13 protein-coding genes and 1 riboswitch are annotated in these 15,724 nt (G+C 72.2%); of the genes, 3 read left to right on the top strand and 10 right to left on the bottom strand.

Going from position 1 to position 15,724, the window contains the following annotated elements:
* Positions 1–278 precede the first annotated feature (278 nt).
* Complete coding sequence (locus ACIGAN_RS13870) at positions 279–1,547, bottom strand: MBL fold metallo-hydrolase (RefSeq protein WP_399857326.1); 1,269 nt, start codon at positions 1,545–1,547, stop codon at positions 279–281.
* Positions 1,548–1,673: 126 nt separating this feature from the next.
* Here ACIGAN_RS13870 and ACIGAN_RS13865 point away from each other — a divergent pair, with 126 nt between their 5' ends.
* Positions 1,674–2,855: a Glu/Leu/Phe/Val dehydrogenase dimerization domain-containing protein gene (locus ACIGAN_RS13865; RefSeq protein WP_399857324.1), complete on the top strand. Its 1,182-nt coding sequence runs from the start codon at positions 1,674–1,676 to the stop codon at positions 2,853–2,855.
* Positions 2,856–2,908: 53 nt separating this feature from the next.
* Complete coding sequence (locus ACIGAN_RS13860; RefSeq protein ID WP_399857322.1) at positions 2,909–3,526, top strand: TetR/AcrR family transcriptional regulator; 618 nt, start codon at positions 2,909–2,911, stop codon at positions 3,524–3,526.
* 215 nt (positions 3,527–3,741) lie between these two features.
* Here ACIGAN_RS13860 and ACIGAN_RS13855 read toward each other — a convergent pair whose 3' ends face one another.
* From ACIGAN_RS13855 to ACIGAN_RS13845, 3 genes are all read right to left on the bottom strand, one after another.
* On the bottom strand, positions 3,742–4,527 hold the full coding sequence (locus tag ACIGAN_RS13855; RefSeq protein WP_365095591.1) for an SGNH/GDSL hydrolase family protein: 786 nt from the start codon (positions 4,525–4,527) through the stop codon (positions 3,742–3,744).
* A 358-nt stretch (positions 4,528–4,885) separates the two neighbouring features.
* Complete coding sequence (locus tag ACIGAN_RS13850) at positions 4,886–5,821, bottom strand: M23 family metallopeptidase (RefSeq protein WP_399857320.1); 936 nt, start codon at positions 5,819–5,821, stop codon at positions 4,886–4,888.
* Between the two features lie 4 nt (positions 5,822–5,825).
* Positions 5,826–5,987, bottom strand: a riboswitch (cyclic di-AMP (ydaO/yuaA leader).
* A gap of 311 nt (positions 5,988–6,298) precedes the next feature.
* A complete protein-coding gene (locus ACIGAN_RS13845; RefSeq protein ID WP_399857318.1) occupies positions 6,299–8,374 on the bottom strand; it encodes an alpha-galactosidase in 2,076 nt (691 codons plus the stop codon).
* A 180-nt stretch (positions 8,375–8,554) separates the two neighbouring features.
* Here ACIGAN_RS13845 and ACIGAN_RS13840 point away from each other — a divergent pair, with 180 nt between their 5' ends.
* Entirely contained in the window at positions 8,555–9,352 is a 798-nt protein-coding gene (locus tag ACIGAN_RS13840) for a tyrosine-protein phosphatase (RefSeq protein ID WP_399857316.1), read from the top strand.
* 15 nt (positions 9,353–9,367) lie between these two features.
* Here ACIGAN_RS13840 and ACIGAN_RS13835 read toward each other — a convergent pair whose 3' ends face one another.
* The 6 genes from ACIGAN_RS13835 to hpnH all read right to left on the bottom strand — a co-directional run bounded on the left by ACIGAN_RS13835 (position 9,368) and on the right by hpnH (position 15,720).
* A complete protein-coding gene (locus ACIGAN_RS13835; RefSeq protein WP_365095448.1) occupies positions 9,368–9,487 on the bottom strand; it encodes a DUF6126 family protein in 120 nt (39 codons plus the stop codon).
* Positions 9,484–10,125, bottom strand: a complete 642-nt coding sequence (locus ACIGAN_RS13830) for a helix-turn-helix domain-containing protein (RefSeq protein WP_365740417.1) — start codon at positions 10,123–10,125, stop codon at positions 9,484–9,486. The genes ACIGAN_RS13835 and ACIGAN_RS13830 overlap by 4 nt, the downstream gene beginning before the upstream one ends.
* A 73-nt stretch (positions 10,126–10,198) precedes the next feature.
* On the bottom strand, positions 10,199–11,614 hold the full coding sequence (locus ACIGAN_RS13825; RefSeq protein ID WP_365095443.1) for an aspartate aminotransferase family protein: 1,416 nt from the start codon (positions 11,612–11,614) through the stop codon (positions 10,199–10,201).
* Entirely contained in the window at positions 11,611–13,506 is a 1,896-nt protein-coding gene (dxs, locus tag ACIGAN_RS13820; protein WP_399857313.1) for a 1-deoxy-D-xylulose-5-phosphate synthase, read from the bottom strand. Before dxs ends, ACIGAN_RS13825 begins: the two co-directional genes overlap by 4 nt.
* Positions 13,507–13,535: 29 nt before the next feature.
* On the bottom strand, positions 13,536–14,693 hold the full coding sequence (gene ispG / locus ACIGAN_RS13815; protein WP_365740420.1) for a flavodoxin-dependent (E)-4-hydroxy-3-methylbut-2-enyl-diphosphate synthase: 1,158 nt from the start codon (positions 14,691–14,693) through the stop codon (positions 13,536–13,538).
* A gap of 4 nt (positions 14,694–14,697) precedes the next feature.
* Positions 14,698–15,720 carry an adenosyl-hopene transferase HpnH gene (gene hpnH / locus ACIGAN_RS13810; protein ID WP_399857311.1) on the bottom strand — a complete coding sequence of 341 codons (1,023 nt, stop codon included), beginning with the start codon at positions 15,718–15,720 and terminating at the stop codon, positions 14,698–14,700.
* Between the last annotated feature and the right edge of the window lie 4 nt (positions 15,721–15,724).

The following is a 15,724-nucleotide window of genomic DNA, read 5'->3' as shown; positions in this document are numbered from 1 at the left end:
GCACGTGCCGGCCCCCGCTCCCTGATCCGCCCTGCTTCCGACGGCCACTGACAGTAGTCGCCAGCGCATCATGTGCGGTGGGCAGTTGACAAACTCATACGCTGAGCGTCCCGCTCTGGTATGAGGTCTCGTACGACAGACCGATAACCCCGCCACTGAACCCGTCGAGTACAGCAAGAGTTCGATCAGACCTGGTCAGCAGCGGTCACACGCAGACGGCGAGGGCCGGGGAGCGTATCGCTCCCCGGCCCTCGCCGTCGTCTCGCGTGCGTCCCGGATCAGCCCGCCGGGAGCGCCTCGGAGCCTTCGGCGCCCTTGGCCGCATCCCGACGGACGTCACTGAGCGTATCGGCCTGGGCCACGGCTGCCGCGTCCGACGCGGACCTGATCGCCGCGTCGGTGACGGCCTGCCCGGCGGCGACGGTGCCGCCGGCCGGTGCGCGCGCCACCCCACGCCACCACGGCTCGGACGGAACGGTCCCGGCCGTCGGCTCGAAGGGCTCGCCCGGGCGGGGCAGGGCGATCCGGGCGCCCACCGCGGCGGCGGCCGAGCGTGTCCCCTCGCCCGGCTCCGCCCAGGGGTGCGTCGCCAGGTTGAAGGTGGCCCAGTGGATCGGCAGCATCGGGCCGCCCTCCGGCCCGCCCTGGAGGTCGAGATGGGCGCGCATGCCCTCCTCGGGGGTCATGTGGATGTCGGGCCAGAAGTCGGAGTAGGCGCCGATCTGGATCATCGTGGCGTCGAACGGCCCGTGCTTTGCGCCGATCTCCTTGAAGCCCTCGAAGTAGCCGGTGTCCCCGCTGTGGTAGATCCGGTGCCCACCGCCGGCGACCACCCAGGAGGCCCACAGGGTGTGCTGGGTGTTGCGCAGTCCCCGGCCGCAGAAGTGCCGGGCCGGGGTGGCGGTGAGGGTGAGGCCGGCGACCTCGGTCGACTCGTGCCAGTCCAGTTCGCGCAGCCGGTCGGCGGGGACGCCCCAGCGCTCCAGATGCGCCCCGACGCCGAGCGGCACGGCGAACAGCGTGTCCGTGCCGGCCAGGGCCTTGATGCTGGGCATGTCCAGGTGGTCGTAGTGGTCGTGCGAGATGACGACGACGTCGACCGGGCCGAGGGCGGCCAGCGACAGGGGTACCGGGTGCAGGCGCTTGGGACCGGCGAAGGGGAACGGGGAGCAGCGCTCCCCCCACACCGGGTCGAACAGCACGCGCCGGCCGTCGATCTCCGCGAGCACACTGGAGTGCCCCATCCAGGTCAGCCTGAGGCCGGTGGCGGGGGGCCGGGAGATGTCGGCGAGGGTGGTGGAGTGCACCGGCACCGGGCCCCGCGGGGCGCGGCGGGGCCGGGTGTCCTTGTCGAAGAAGACCTTCGCGAAGTCCAGGGTCGAGCCCGAGGGCCGGGTCCGCGCGGGACCTCCGGGGTTCTGAAAGACCCCGTCCTTGAAGTGGGGCGATCTGCGGATGCGCGCCATGCGCTCACCGCGCGGGTCCGCGCCGAACGCTTCGGGCCGCAGGGTGCGGAGCCCGGAGCTCAGGGGACGGAAACCGGCCACGGTACCTCCAGGTGGAGTCGGTCAGGCTTTCCATTATGGTCGGCCCCTCCGGCACCACCGGGGCTCAGGGGTCCCTCCGGGCGCGATACTGACCGCTGATTCAGTAACCCCGCGAAGGAGATCGCCATGGCGGCCGGCCCCCTGCTGTCCCTCACCTGGACCGACCACGTCACCGGCCGGCAGGGCTTCCTGGTCGTCGACCGGCTGGTGCGCGGCGTCGCCAGCGGCGGACTGCGGATGCGCCCGGGCTGCACCATGGACGAGGTCGCCGGCCTGGCCCGCGGCATGACCGTGAAGGAGGCCCTGCACTACGACCCGGCGAGCCGCTATGTGCCGCTCGGCGGCGCCAAGGGCGGTATCGACTGCGACCCGCGCGACCCCGGGGCGTACCCGCTGCTGGTGCGCTACCTGCGTGCGATGCGGCCCTACGTCGAGCACATGTGGACGACGGGAGAGGACCTCGGGCTCTCCCAGGACACGGTGGACCGGGCCGTGGCGGAGGCGGGGCTGGTCTCCTCCATCCAGGCGGTGTATCCGCTGCTGGACGACGAGGCCGGGGCACGCCGACGGCTGGCGGACGCGTTCGCGGTCGAGGTGGACGGCATCGGGCTCGGCGAACTGGCCGGCGGCTGCGGCGTCGCCGAGGCCGCCCTCACGGCGCTGGACCGGGCCGGTGTGCCGCACGCGGGGACCCGGGTCGCCCTGCAGGGGCTGGGCACCATGGGCGGCGCCACCGCACGTTTCCTGGCGCGGGCGGGGCTCAGGATCGTGGCGGTCGCCGACGTCAAGGGCACGATCGCCCACCCGGCCGGGCTCGACGTGGAGGCGCTGCTCGCCGCGCGGGACGCCCACGGCACGGTGGACCGCGCCGCGTTGCGGCCGGGCGACCTGGAACTGCCCGGCGACGCCTGGCTGTCGGCCGACGCGGAGGTGCTGGTGCCGGCGGCGGTGTCGTACGCCGTCGACGCCGAGAACCAGCGGCACGTCAAGGCCCGCTGGATCGTCGAGGCGGCCAACATGCCGGTACGGCCGGAGGCGGAGTCGCTGCTGGCCGGGCGCGGGGTGACCGTGCTGCCGGACGTGGTGGTCAACTCCGGGACCAACGCCTGGTGGTGGTGGACCCTGTTCGGGGACATCGGCGCCGACGCCGAGGAGGCGTTCGCCCACACGCGCCGCTCGATGCGGGCCCTGGTCGAGCGGATGCTGACCCGCGCGCGGGCCGAGGGGACGACACCTCGCGCGGCGGCCCACGCGATCGCCGCGGACCGGCTGCCGGTGATCGCGCGGCGGTACGGCTGCTACCGCTGAGGCAGGCCGGATCCGCACGTCGGGGGGACGGCACGCGTGGGTAGGGTGACGGCGTGACGAGAGTCCGGTTGAGCGTGGCGGAACGGCGTGGGGAACTGCTGCGCGCCGCCGTGGAGCAGATCGAGGCCCGGGGCGTGGCCGCGGTCAGGATCGCCGACGTGGCCTCCGCGCTCGGCGTGAGCAACGCGCTGGTGCTCTACCACTTCGCGTCCAAGGAGCAGTTGGTGGCGGCGGCGTTCCGGCACGCGGCCGAGGCCGACCTGGCGCAGCTGCGCAAGCTGCTGGGCCGCCGCACGTCGGCGCTGCGGCGGCTGCGCTCGGCCGTCCGCTGGTACGCCCCGACCGGCCAGGCCAAGGGCTGGCGCCTGTGGATCGAGGGCTGGGCGGCGGCCCTGCGCGAACCGGCGCTGCGCGAGGTCACGCAGGACCTCGACCGCCAGTGGAAGGCCGCCCTCGCGGAGGTCATCGCGGAGGGTGTGGCGGCGGGCGAGTTCCACTGCCCCGACCCGCGGGCCACGGCCCTCCGCCTCACCGCCTTCCTCGACGGTCTGGCCGTCCAGCTGACGTCCTATCCCGGCGCGATGCCGAGGACATGGGCCCAGCAGTGGACGGAGGAGGCCCTGGCCCGCGAACTCCGCCTGGAATCCGCCCCGTCGGGCGACCCGGCGTAGCCGCCGGGGACGGCCGGGCCACCCCGGCGACACGACGGCCCGCAGCCGGGCCACGCCATGAAGTGGACGCAGCACCCGCACCCCCGGCGCGCCCCCGACCCCGACTCGAGGCACGACCCACCCGCGCCCCCGCCACCGCCCCGACCCGGACTCGGCGCACGGCCCCGACCCGCACCGCAGCCGTCAGGCGAGGACGCGCGCCCCCACGCGCACCCTCACGCCACCGCGGCGATCCGCATCCGGATGTCCTCCGGCGACAGCGCGCCCTTGGCCGTCACATGGTCACCGGAGGACTCCCCCCGCAACCGCCGTCCGATCCACGGCACCAGGAACTCCCGCGCCCAGTGCACGTCGTCCCGCCGCACCTCCAGCGTCCCCCGCGGCGGCAGCGGCGGCCACGGCTGCTCGGGATCGGCCGGGACGTCCAGCCCCAGCACCTGCCCCGCGCGCAGCGCCACGCGTGTGTGCCCCTCGGGCGACAGGTGCAGCCGGTCGGCGTCCCAGGCCCTGCGGTCCTGCACACTGCGCAGCGACCACAGGTCGAGCACCGGGCAGCCGTACCGGTCGGCGATGGCCCGGACGTGTCCGTTGTACGTGGCGATCTTGCCCCGCAGGTGCTTGAGCACGGGCACGCCACGCGTGTCGAACCCGGTCGTCACCATCACCGTCCCGGCCACCGCCGTGAGCCGCGCCAGCGCCCGCTCGAAGCGCTCGGCCACCTCGTCCGGGTCGGTGCCGGGCCGGATGATGTCGTTGCCGCCGGCGCAGAACGAGACGAGGTCCGGGGCCATCTCGACGGCCCGCGGAACCTGGTCCGCCACGATCTGGTCGAGGAGCTTCCCGCGCACGGCGAGGTTGGTGTACCGGAAGTCGCCTTCGGGCCGGAGGTCGGCGAGCAGGACGGCGAGCCGGTCGGCCCAGCCGACGAACGCCCCGTCGGGGCCGGGATCACCGACACCCTCGGTGAAGCTGTCCCCCACCGCCACGTACGACCCGATCACTGCTCTGCTGTCACTCTTCGAATCGTCTGCCACAGCCGCTCATGATTCACCTTCGAATGTGACCTACGCGACCGTAGAAAAGGTTGACGGGCGGTGAGATAAGCCACTCCCAAAGTGTTCGCCAATTCCGGAATAGCCGACGCGTCAGGGGTGTTGCGGGGGAACCGCCGCACCCGGAAGCCGCCGGTCCGGACGTGGCCACCGCAGTCCCGCCCGGCGCCCCCGGTCGGTGGCCCGCGCCGGGGGCGCGCACGCCGAAGGCCGGGCCCCGGGGATCGGGGACCGGCCTTCGGCGGCGTGTCAGGTGCGACGACCGAGCCGGACCCGACCCGGGCCGGGCAGCCGGTCGCGCGACGGGTCAGCCGACGGAGACGCCGTGGGAGCGCAGGAAGGCGACCGGGTCCACGTCCGAGCCGTAGCCCGGGGCGGTGCGGATCTCGAAGTGCAGGTGCGGTCCGGTGACGTTGCCGGTGGCGCCGGACAGGCCGACCTGCTGCCCGGCCGTCACGGTCTGGCCGGCCGAGACGGAGAGCTGGGACAGGTGGGCGTACTGGGCGTAGTGGCCGTCGTTCAGCTTGATGACGACCTGGTTGCCGTAGGCGCCGCCCCATCCGGCGGAGACGACCGTGCCCGCGCCGACGGCCTTGAGGGAGGTGCCGGTCGGGACGACGAAGTCGACACCGGTGTGGTAGCCGCTGGACCACATGCTGCCGGACATGCGGTACGGGGTGCCGACGGTGGCACCGTCCACCGGCGAGCTGTAGCCGGCGGCGTTGCTCTGGGCGGCCGGCGCGGCGGCCGGCTTCGCGGCGGTCCGCGTCCCGGCGGACGAGGACTTCTTCGCGGGCTTCTGCGCGGGCTTCTCCGCCTTCTCGGCCGATGCCTTGGGCGCGGACGGCGCGGACGCCCGGGGGGCGCTCGCGGCGGCCTTCTTGCCGAGGGAGAGCTTCAGGCCCGGGTGGATCAGCGACGGGTCGTCGCCGACGGCGTCCCGGTTGCCGGAGTAGAGCTTCTTCCAGCCGCCGCTGACGTTCTGGTCGTCGGCGATCTTCGCGAGATAGTCGCCGGCCTTCACCGTGTAGGTGCGCGTGCCGGTGGCCTTCTCCGCGGCCTTCTTCTCGGCGGCCGGGGCGGCCTGGACGGCCTTTTCCACAGCCGCCTGCGGAGTGGCGGCGTGGGCGCCGGCGGCCCCCATGAGGGGAAGGGCGAGAGCGGCCCCGCCGGTTCCGGCGACGGCGATGGAGCGGGTGAAACGCTGGGTCTTGGGGCGGCGGTGCTTACCCTTCGCGGGCATGACGAATTCCTCTCCGTCGCCTGCGAGGTGAGCTGTCGGGTGCGGGCTGGAGATGCCCGGCCGCGGCGGGCGCGGCTTAACCCCAAGCCCGTTCCGGGAACCGGAACAGGCGTCTTACCTGTGGGTCCCCCGCTCCTGCCGTACGTCGGGTCAGTGTGTGCGGGCTCCGGGCGGCGGCAGGATTAGGCGTCCGTCCGGATTGGTGTGGAACGTAAGCGACCAGGACGCGACGGGACAAGCTTGCGGTTGCCCGTGGAGGCGTTTTTCTTGACGCGTCGGCACATTTTCCCGTCACCGAGCGTGGATTACGGATCTCCGGCTTTCCTCAATCGCCCTGAATGGGGCCCTGATTACGTGCGCATGGCAACAACACATCGTCACGAGTATGACGATGGTCACGCACCCCGTTCTCATCTCCTTTACGACCGGGGCACGTTATGGCGAAGCGGCCGAAGCGCCTTATTCGGACAAGAATGACTACTTCCGCTTAAGGCGGACCACGGTGGCGTCCAGGTCTCCGCGCAGCACGACCCGCAGTCCGTGGTGCAGCAGGACGGCCCCTCGGTGCAGTTCGCCCGTTTCGAGGCATTCGTACGTCGCCGCCGGATCGAGGCCGCGCAGCCGGAGCGCCGGCCCGGGGTCGCCGTAGCGCTGCGCCGGGAGCCAGGCGAGGACGACGGTCTCGTCGCCGAGGACGTACTGCACGGCGCTCGGCCCGCCCTCCGGGGGCCGCAGCCGGTAGAGGTCACCGCGCTGCACCACGGGGCGGATCTCCTTGTAGCGCGCCACCCACTGACGCGCCTCGGCGAGTTCCTCCTCCGTCCACTTCGTGAGGTCGCCGCCGACCCCGAGGACCCCGGCCATGGCGCTGACGAACCGGAACCGCAGGGAACTGGCCCGGTGGTTGAGCATGGCGTTCGGACTGTCGGTGACCCAGGCGGCCATCACGCGCGCGGGGTGGATTTGGCTGAAACCGTGCTGGATGGCGAGCCGGTCGAGCGGGTCGGTGTTGTCGGAGGTCCACACCTGGTCCGTACGGCTGAGCACGCCCAGGTCGATCCGGCCTCCGCCGCCCGAGCAGGACTCGAAGGCCACGCCCGGGTGGGCGGCCCGCAGCCGGTCGAGCAGGCCGTACAGGGCGCGGACGTGGTCGACCCACAGCCGCTGCGGGTAGCGGTCACCGGGCCAGCCGGCGTCGGTGAAGCAGCGGTTGAAGTCCCACTTGACGTAGTCGATCGGGGCGCCGGCCAGGAGCCCGTCGAGCTGCCCCCACAGGTACTCCTGGACGTCCTCCCGGGCCAGATTCAGTACGAGCTGATTGCGGAACTCCGTCCGCTTTCGTCCCGGTTGGTACTGCACCCAGTCCGGGTGGGCGCGGTACAGGTCGCTGTCCGGGTTCACCATCTCCGGCTCGACCCAGATGCCGAACCGCATGCCGAGGCCGTGCACATGGTCGGCGAGCGGCTTCAGCCCGCCGGGGAAGCGCTCGGGGTTGGGCGTCCAGTCGCCGAGCCCGGCCCGGTCGCCGGTGCGCGCCCCGAACCAGCCGTCGTCGACGACGAACAGCTCGACCCCCAGGGCCGCGGCCCGCTCGGCGAGCGCCCGCTGCTGCTCCTCGGAGATGTCGAACCCGGTGGCCTCCCAGGAGTTGAACAGCACCGGCCGGTCCTGCCCGGCGTCCGGGATCACGTAGGCCCGCTGGTACGCGTGCCAGGCGCGGCTCGCCCCGCCGAAGCCGCCGCCGCTCCACAGCCCGGCGAAGACGGGGGTCGTGTACGACTCCCCCGTGCCCAGCGTCAGCAGGCCCGAGTCGTCGTGGCCGGCGCCGCCGGTGATCTGCACGCGCGCGTCGGGGAGCTGCGCCACGGAGATCCGCCAGGAGCCGGACCAGCCCAGGGCGCAGCCGTAGACCTCGCCGTGCTCCTCGGTCGCGTCGGTGTCGAGGGCGACCCAGGGCAGGTGCTGGTGGCCGGTGTGACCGCGCCGGCTGCCGATCACCTTCTCGCCGTAGGTCAGCGCGGAGCGCACCAGCCGGGACTCGGCGCCCCAGCGGCCGTGCAGCTGGGACAGCCGCCAGCTGTCGCGGTCGGGCAGGGTCCAGGTCGCGGAGTCGGCGCGCAGCACCTCGACCTCCGGCCCCTGGTTGTCCAGGGTGGCCCAGCGCTCGACGACGTCCGAGGAGGGGCGCATCCGGTAGTGCAGGGTGATGGCCAGGCCGTCGTCCCGGAAGCGCAGACGCAGCTCGCCGTCCTCGGTCTCGTACCCCTCGTGGACCCATGCGGTGCCGCGCCGCCCGGCGGTGCGCACGGACAGGGCGGGGCGGACGAAACGGGGGCCGCCCTCGACCGGGTACTCCTCGCGGCCGTCGAGCGGGGACTCGAAAGGCCAGTACTCCGGCAGGGGGCGCAGGGCGAGGGCCTCGGCGTCGGCGAGGGTGATCCGGGGGCCCCAGTGCAGATGCAGCAGTTCGTCCCGGTCGGTGACATGGAGGGCGTAGCTGCCGGCCGGGCCGGAGAGCACCCAGGTACGACCGTCTTCCGAGATGTCCAGCATCGAGACCTCACAGATTCGGACAAGCACGACCAGGGACGATCAATCAGCAACATCATCGAGGCCGGTGGGCGCATCGGGCAACGCCTGTGGACACCTCATTGCCCCTGGCAGGCATGTCGTATCGTCGAGTGGTGCCCGCCGCCGAGCCCGCGTCGGCGGCGCCGATGGGGAGGAGCCCACGTGACACAGCAGGTCCCGTCGACCGAGCCCGAGCTGGCCGGAGTGCGCAACTTCCGCGACGTGGGCGGACTGCCGACCGTGGACGGGCGGCGCGTGCGGCAGGGCGTGCTCTTCCGCAGCGGCCACCTGGCGCACGCGACCGCGGAGGACGCCGCCTTCCTGGCCACGCTGGGCCTGCACACGGTCTTCGACTTCCGCAACGCCGCCGACCAGAAGCTCGAGGGCCCGGACGTCGAGCTGCCGGGCGTGCGCAACGTGAACCTGCCGCTGAGCGACCCGGCCGACGGCGCCGAGTTCTGGCGGATGGTCCGCGACGGGGACCTGGAGCAGCTGCGCGCGATCCTCGCGGACGGCAAGGGCGCGGACCGGATGATCGCGTCCTACCGCATGATCATCAAGGACCGCACCGCGGAGCACTCCCGGGTGCTGCACGCGCTCGCCGAGGACAGCGTCCCCGCGCTGATGCACTGCGCGGCGGGCAAGGACCGCGCGGGCCTGTCCATCGCGGTGACGCTGCTCGCCCTGGGCGTCGAGCGGGACGCCATCGTCGAGGACTACCTGAAGTCGAACGCCCGGCACCGCCGCTACAAGGTGCAGCGCAGCAGCTCGCAGGCCTCGGCCTACTCCCCCGAGGTCATGGAGCTGCTCAGCCCGCTGTTCGACGCGCGCGCCGAGTACCTGACGGCCGCGTTCGACACCATCGAGGAGACCTGGGGCGGCGTCGACCCCTACCTGGAGAAGGGGCTGAAGCTCGACCCGCGGACCCGGGAGCGGCTGCGCGAGCGGCTGCTCGACTGAGGAACCGCCCGGCGGCTACTTGGCGCCCACCTCGAACAGCAGGTAGATGAACGCGGCGAAGACGTGCCCCAGGATGAGGTAGATGAACAGCCGCACCCACAGGGCGCGGGGGAACTTGTCCTCGATGTCGCTCATGGCGCGTCTCCGGGGATCGGGCCCAGGCACAGGGCGGCCGTCGGGCTCTGCAGCAGGGTGTGGACGAAGAGCAGGTCGACGCCGTCGTGGTCCTCGGCGGCGATGCGGTGCGGGGTGAGCGAGTCGAAGTGGGCGCTGTCGCCGGCCGCCAGGCGGTGCGTGGTGTCCCCGAGGCGCAGCCGCAGCCGGCCCCGCAGGACGTGCAGCCACTCCTCGCCGGGATGGACGCGCACGATGTCGCCCTGGGAGCCGTGGGGGACGTGGACCCGCAGGGCCTGCATCCCGCGGCCGGAGGCGCCGGCCTGCCAGTAGGTCCAGCCGCCCGCCGCGGTGGGTTCCATGTCGGCCGCCCGCACCACGGCGTCCCGGCCGGAGACGGTCTCGCCGAGCAGCTCGGAGACGGTCGTACCGTAGACGCGGGCGAGCGTGAGCAGCATCGGCAGCGAGGGCTGGCGCTGCCCGGTCTCCAGACGGGACAGGTGGGCGGGCGACAGTCCGGCGGCGCGGGCCGCGGCCTCCAGGGTCAGGGAGGCCTGGCGCCGCAGGGCCCGCAGCTGCGGCGCGACCGCGGGCAGCGCACCGGCCGGGCCGGCCGGCGAGCCGGCCCCGGGGGGCCGCTCGGTCTCGGAGGAGCTCATGCCTCCATTCAGCCGGACCCTTGCCTCAGCGGCAAATTTTTTGCCTCACAGGCAAAGAGGGTGGGGCGCTGCCTCACCGGTGGGCAACGGCCTGCTTGACCAGGGTCTTCCCGAAGTCCCACACCAGTCCGCCGTCGTGCGCGTCGTCCATCACGGCCGTGAAGGCGTCGACGAACCGGTCCACCTCCCGCTCGCCGATGATCAGCGGCGGAATCAGCTTGATCACCTCCAGGTGGTCGCCGGAGACCTGGGTGAGGATCCGGTGCCGTTGCAGCAGCGGCACGACCACCATCTGCGCGAACAGTCCCTTGCGCGCCGCCTGGAGCATGGTCCACCGGCTGCGCAGTTTCAGCGACTTGGGCCGGCCGAACTCGATGCCGATCATCAGGCCCCGGCCGCGGACGTCGGCGAGCATCTCGTACCGGTCCGTCAGCGCCGCGAGCCGCGACCTCAGCCGCTCCCCCGTGGCCCGGACGCCTGCGACGATCTGCTCGTTCTCCATCACCGACAGCACGGCCAGACCCGCCGCCATGGCCTGGGCGTTGGAGCCGAAGCTCGCCGAGTGGACCAGCACCCGGTCCATGGACGAGTAGACCTTCTTGAAGATCCAGTCCTTGCCGAGCGTGGCGCCGACCGGCACATAGCCGCCGGACAGGGCCTTCGCCACGCAGACCAGGTCGGGTTCCACCCCGTCCTCGTGCTGGTAGCCGTAGAAGTCGCCGGTGCGGCCGAGGCCCGTCTGCACCTCGTCGGCGATGAGCAGCGCCTTGTGCCGGTGCAGCAGTTCCTGGGCGGCGAGCAGATACCCGGGCGGGGCCTCCAGCACGCCCTTGCCCTGGATGGGCTCGACGATCAGGGCGGCGACATCGCCCTTCCTCAGCTCCCGCTCCAGCGCGTCCAGGTCGCCGAGCGGCACGGCCGTGTCGGGCAGCAGCGGGGCGAAGCCGTCCCGGAAGGCGGACTCGCCGTTGACGGAGAGGGAGCCGGTGGTCAGGCCGTGGAAGGCGTGCGCGCAGTACAGGATCCTGGGCCGGCCGGTGACGAACCGGGCGAACTTCAGCGCCCCCTCGACGGCCTCGGTGCCGCTGTTGCCGAAGAACACCCGGTCCAGGTGCGGGCTGTGCGCGAGCAGTTTCTCCGCCAGCAGGCCCGGCAGCGGCTGGCAGTCGAACCGGGTGAGGTCGGCGAGCGAGGCGTCCAGCACGTCGTGCAGCGCCTTGCGGATCACGGGGTGGTGGCGGCCGAGCCCCATCACCCCGAACCCGGCGAGCATGTCCAGGTAGTCGTTGCCGTCCGCGTCGTAGAAGTAGGCGCCCTCGGCGCGCTCGTAGACCTTGTCGAAGCCGATGGTGTGCAGCATGCGCGGGAGCTGGTGGTTGAGGTACCGGGTGTGCAGCTCGTAGCGCTCGGCCCCGCGCTCGGCCAGCAGCCGGCCGAGGTCGAACTCTGCGGCCCGCGAGGACTCCGGCGCGGATTCGGCGGTTGTCATTCCTGTGGCTCCTTGGACAGCTCTTCCTTGACGGTCAGGCTCGCGCTGATCCGTCCGGCGATCTCGACGGGTGTCAGGCCGACGTCGGCGAGCACCTCGGCGCGCTTGGCGTGCGCGAGGAACTGCTCCGGGATGCCGAACCGCCGTACCGGAACGTCGACTTCGGCGTCCCCGAGGGCCAGCGCCACGGCCGAGCCGACCCCGGCGGCCCGGCTGTTGTCCTCGACGACGGCGACCATGCCGTGCCCGGCGGCGAGTGCGGGCAGCGCCGGGTCGACGGGTTTGACCCAGCGGGGGTCGACGACGGTGCAGCCGATGCCGCGTGCTTCGAGCAGCTCGGCGGCCTGGAGGCAGACGGACGCCATCACGCCCACGGCCACCAGCAGCACCCGCGGCTCGGGAGCCCGGTGCAGCACGTCCAGTCCGCCCACGCGGTCGACGGCGGGGATCTCCGGCCCCACCGACTCCTTCGGGAAGCGCACCAGGGTCGGCGCGTCGTCGACGGCGACCGCCTCGCGCAGCTGGGCGCGCAGCTGCGCGGCGTCGCGCGGGGCGGCGATGCGCAGGCCGGGGACCACCTGCAGCACCGACAGGTCCCACATGCCGTTGTGGGAGGCCCCGTCGACGCCGGTGACGCCGGCCCGGTCCAGGACGAAGGTCACCCCGCAGCGGTGCAGGGCCACGTCCATCAGGAGCTGGTCGAAGGCGCGGTTGAGGAAGGTGGCGTAGACGGCGACGACCGGGTGCAGGCCGCCGGTCGCCAGTCCGGCGGCGGAGACGGCCGCGTGCTGCTCGGCGATCCCGACGTCCCACACCCGGTCGGGGAACCGCTCGGCGAACCGGCCGAGACCCACCGGGTGCAGCATGGCGGCGGTTATGGCCACGACGTCCGCGCGTTCCTCCCCGATCCGGACCATCTCGTCGCCGAACACGGACGTCCAGGACGGGCCGCCGGCGGGCGCGAGGGGCGCGCAGGTCAGCGGGTCCATCACTCCGACGGTGTGGAAGTGGTCCTCCTCGTGGGCGAGGGCGGGTTCGTAGCCGCGGCCCTTCTCGGTGAGGCAGTGCACGAGGACCGGCCCGTGGAAGCGCTTGGCGCGCCGCAGCGCGGACTCCACGGCCCCGATGTCGTGCCCGTCGATCGGGCCGACGTACTTCAGGCCCAGGTCCTCGAAGAGGCCCTGCGGGGCGAACGCGTCCTTGAAGCCCTTCTTGGCGCCGTGCAGGGCCTCGTAGAGGGGGGTGCCGACCAGCGGGGTGGCCTGGAGCACGTCCTTGCCCCAGGCGAGGACCCGTTCGTAGCCGTCGGTGGTGCGCAGCGTGGCGAGGTGGTCGGCGAGGCCGCCGATGGTCGGCGCGTAGGAGCGTTCGTTGTCGTTGACGACGATGATCAGCGGACGGTCCTTGGCGGCCGCGATGTTGTTCAGGGCCTCCCAGGCCATGCCGCCGGTGAGGGCGCCGTCGCCGATGACCGCGACGACGTGGCCCTTCTCCCCGAGCACCTGGCGGGCCTTGGCGAGCCCGTCGGCCCAGCCGAGCGCCGTGGAGGCGTGGCTGTTCTCGATGACGTCGTGCTCGGACTCCTCGCGCGAGGGGTAGCCGGACAGGCCGCCCTTGCCGCGCAGTTTGGAGAAGTCCTGGCGCCCGGTCAGCAGTTTGTGGACGTAGCTCTGGTGGCCGGTGTCCCACAGGATGCGGTCGGCCGGTGACTCGAAGACCCGGTGCAGGGCGACGGTCAGTTCGACCACGCCCAGGTTGGGCCCCAGATGGCCGCCGGTTCTGGCGACCGCGTGGACCAGGAACTCCCTGATCTCGCCGGACAGTTCCCCCAGTTCGGCCTCGGACAGCGCCTTCAGGTCGCGTGGTCCCCGGATGCTCTCCAGAATCGTCACGCTCGGGCCCCCTTCGGATTCCGTGCTGCTCAGCTCACGGTGACGGCCGGCTCCCCCGGCCCCACGCCGTCCTGCTCCATGCGCGCGGCGAGTTTCGTCGCCTCGTCGATCAGCGTCTCGACGATCCTCGACTCGGGGACGGTCGTGACGACCTCGCCCTTGACGAAGATCTGCCCCTTGCCGTTGCCGGAGGCCACCCCCAGATCGGCTTCCCGCGCCTCGCCGGGCCCGTTGACCACGCAGCCCATGACGGCGACGCGCAGGGGCACCTCCATGCCCTCCAGGCCGGCCGTCACCTGCTCGGCCAGCTTGTACACGTCGACCTGGGCCCGGCCGCAGGAGGGGCAGGAGACGATCTCCAGCCGGCGTTCCCTCAGTCCCAGCGACTGCAGGATCTGGATGCCGACCTTGACCTCCTCGACCGGCGGGGCCGACAGCGACACCCGGATGGTGTCGCCGATGCCCCGCGACAGCAGCGCCCCGAACGCCACCGCCGACTTGACCGTGCCCTGGAACGCCGGTCCGGCCTCGGTCACGCCGAGGTGCAGCGGGTAGTCGCACTGCTCGGCGAGCTGCCGGTAGGCCTCGATCATCACGACCGGGTCGTTGTGCTTGACGGAGATCTTGAGGTCGCGGAAGTCGTGCTCCTCGAACAGGGACGCCTCCCACAGCGCGCTCTCCACGAGCGCCTCCGGGGTGGCCCTGCCGTGCTTCCGCAGCAGGCGGCGGTCCAGCGATCCGGCGTTGACGCCGATCCTGATCGGGGTGCCGTGGTCCTTGGCCGCCCGGGCGATCTCCTTGACCCGGTCGTCGAACTGCTTGATGTTGCCGGGGTTGACGCGCACGGCCGCGCAGCCCGCCTCGATGGCCGCGAAGACGTACTTGGGCTGGAAGTGGATGTCGGCGATCACCGGGATCTGCGACTTGCGGGCGATGGTCGCCAGCGCGTCCGCGTCGTCCTGCGTGGGGCAGGCGACGCGGACGATCTGGCAGCCGGACGCGGTGAGTTCGGCGATCTGCTGCAGCGTGGCGCCGACGTCCGAGGTGCGTGTCGTCGTCATGGACTGCACCGACACCGGGGCCCCGCCCCCGACCGGCACCGGACCCACCTGGATCCGCCGCGAGAGGCGCCGCTGGGCGACCGGCCGGAGGGGCACCTCGGGGACGCCCAGCTCGATGGCGGTCACGACATCACTCCCGGTTCCCGGAGACCGTCTCGCGCATCGCGCGCAGGGACTCCTTCAGCGACCCCATCGTGGCGAGCACGGCGGTCGGCTCGTAGCCGCAGTGCGCCATGCAGTTGGCGCAGCGCGGGTCCTTGCCGCGGCCGTACTTGTCCCAGTCGGTCTCCTCCACCAGCTCCCGGTACGTCGGCACGTACCCGTCGCTCATCAGGTAGCAGGGGCGCTGCCAGCCGAAGAGCGAGTAGTTCGGGATCGCCCACGCCGTGCACGGGAAGTCGACCTTGCCCTCCAGGAAGTCCAGGAAGAGCGGGGAGTGGTTGAGCCGCCAGCGCCGCCGGTTGCCGCCCGCGAAGGCCTTCTTGAACAGCTCGCGGGTCTGCTCCACGCCGAGGAAGTGCTCCTGGTCGGGGGCCTTCTCGTAGGCGTAGGCGGGCGAGATCATCATCTCGTCGACCTCGAGGTCGTCGTTGAGGAAGTTCAGCACCTCGATGATGGTCTGCGGGGTGTCGGTGTTGAAGAAGGTCGAGTTGGTGGTGACCCGGAAGCCGCGCCGCTTGGCCTCCTTGATCGCCTCCACCGCCTCGTCGAACACGCCCTCCTTGGCGACCGACTCGTCGTGCCGCTCGCGCAGCCCGTCGATGTGCACGGCGAAGGCGAAGTAGGGCGACGGCGTGAACTTGTCCATCTTCTTGCGCAGCAGCATGGCGTTGGTGCAGAGGAAGACGTATTTGCGCCTGGCCACGAGCTGGCGCACGATCTCGTCGATCTGCGGGTGCATCAGCGGCTCGCCGCCGGCGATGGACACCATCGGGGCACCGGACTCCATGACCGCCCCCACGGCCTGGGCGACCGGCATCCGCTGCTTGAGGACCCCGGCCGGATGCTGGATCTTGCCGCACCCCTCGCACTTGAGGTTGCAGGCGAACAGCGGCTCCAACTCGACGATCAGGGGGAACTTGTCCCGCCGCCGGAGCTTCTGTTCGGCCAAGTACGTAGCGACCTTGATGGACTGTCGGAGCGGCATGGCCATCTGG

Origin of the sequence: Streptomyces sp. NPDC085931, from assembly GCF_044540565.1 — a bacterium.
Classification (GTDB): domain Bacteria; phylum Actinomycetota; class Actinomycetes; order Streptomycetales; family Streptomycetaceae; genus Streptomyces.
The sequence above is the reverse complement of the archived record's forward strand: the minus strand, read 5'-3'. Positions and strand labels throughout refer to the sequence as shown.

Bases quoted from the DNA above. Each gene is read 5' to 3' on its own strand.
- ACIGAN_RS13865 (WP_399857324.1), top strand. From the start codon at position 1,674: ATGGCGGCCGGCCCCCTGCTGTCCCTCACCTGGACCGACCACGTCACC.
- ACIGAN_RS13850 (WP_399857320.1), bottom strand. From the start codon at position 5,821: ATGCCCGCGAAGGGTAAGCACCGCCGCCCCAAGACCCAGCGTTTCACC.
- ACIGAN_RS13845 (WP_399857318.1), bottom strand. From the start codon at position 8,374: ATGCTGGACATCTCGGAAGACGGTCGTACCTGGGTGCTCTCCGGCCCG.
- ACIGAN_RS13835 (WP_365095448.1), bottom strand. From the start codon at position 9,487: ATGAGCGACATCGAGGACAAGTTCCCCCGCGCCCTGTGGGTGCGGCTG.
- ACIGAN_RS13830 (WP_365740417.1), bottom strand. From the start codon at position 10,125: ATGAGCTCCTCCGAGACCGAGCGGCCCCCCGGGGCCGGCTCGCCGGCC.
- ACIGAN_RS13825 (WP_365095443.1), bottom strand. From the start codon at position 11,614: ATGACAACCGCCGAATCCGCGCCGGAGTCCTCGCGGGCCGCAGAGTTC.
- hpnH (WP_399857311.1), bottom strand. From the start codon at position 15,720: ATGGCCATGCCGCTCCGACAGTCCATCAAGGTCGCTACGTACTTGGCC.